1 protein-coding gene is annotated in these 565 nt (G+C 67.1%); it reads left to right on the plus strand.

From position 1 onward, the window contains the following. Nucleotides 1-2 precede the first annotated feature (2 nt). A partial coding sequence (locus EN879_RS38215; RefSeq protein WP_245493967.1) for an SDR family NAD(P)-dependent oxidoreductase occupies nucleotides 3-565 on the plus strand: 563 nt, incomplete at its 3' end.

Raw genomic sequence — 565 nt, forward strand, 5'->3', positions numbered from 1 at the left:
CCATCGCGCTGGCGGTGGCTGCTGCCGGCATCGGCGTCACCATCTGCGGCCGCCGGGAAGCAGAGCTCGCCAAGGTGGCCGGCGAAAACGACCGCATCTCTGGCATCGCCGCCGATGTCACCGACGAGGCGGCAATGGCGGCGCTCTACGAGAGGGCGCAAGCCGCGCGCGGCCCGTTCGACATCGTCGTCGCTAATGCCGGCATGGCCGGCAGCGCGCCGGCGCACAAAACCGCGCTCAGCGACTGGCAGCGGACGCTCGACGTCAATCTGACCGGCGCCTTCCTGACGGTGAAGCCCGCGCTGGCCGGCATGGCCGCGCGGAAGACGGGACGAATTGTTTTCATCGCCTCGACCGCCGGCCTGAAAGGCTACGCCTACGTCGCGTCTTACGTCGCCGCCAAGCATGGCGTCATCGGCCTGATGCGGGCGCTTGCCGCCGAAACAGTGAAATCCGGCGTCACCGTCAACGCGGTGTGCCCAGGCTTTGTGGAAACCGAAATGCTGGAAGAGTCCATCCGGCGCATCATCGAAAAGACCGGCCGAGCGGCCGGTCTTTTCGATGA

It is taken from the genome of Mesorhizobium sp. M7A.F.Ca.AU.002.02.1.1 (assembly GCF_003998535.1).
GTDB lineage: Bacteria > Pseudomonadota > Alphaproteobacteria > Rhizobiales > Rhizobiaceae > Mesorhizobium > Mesorhizobium ciceri.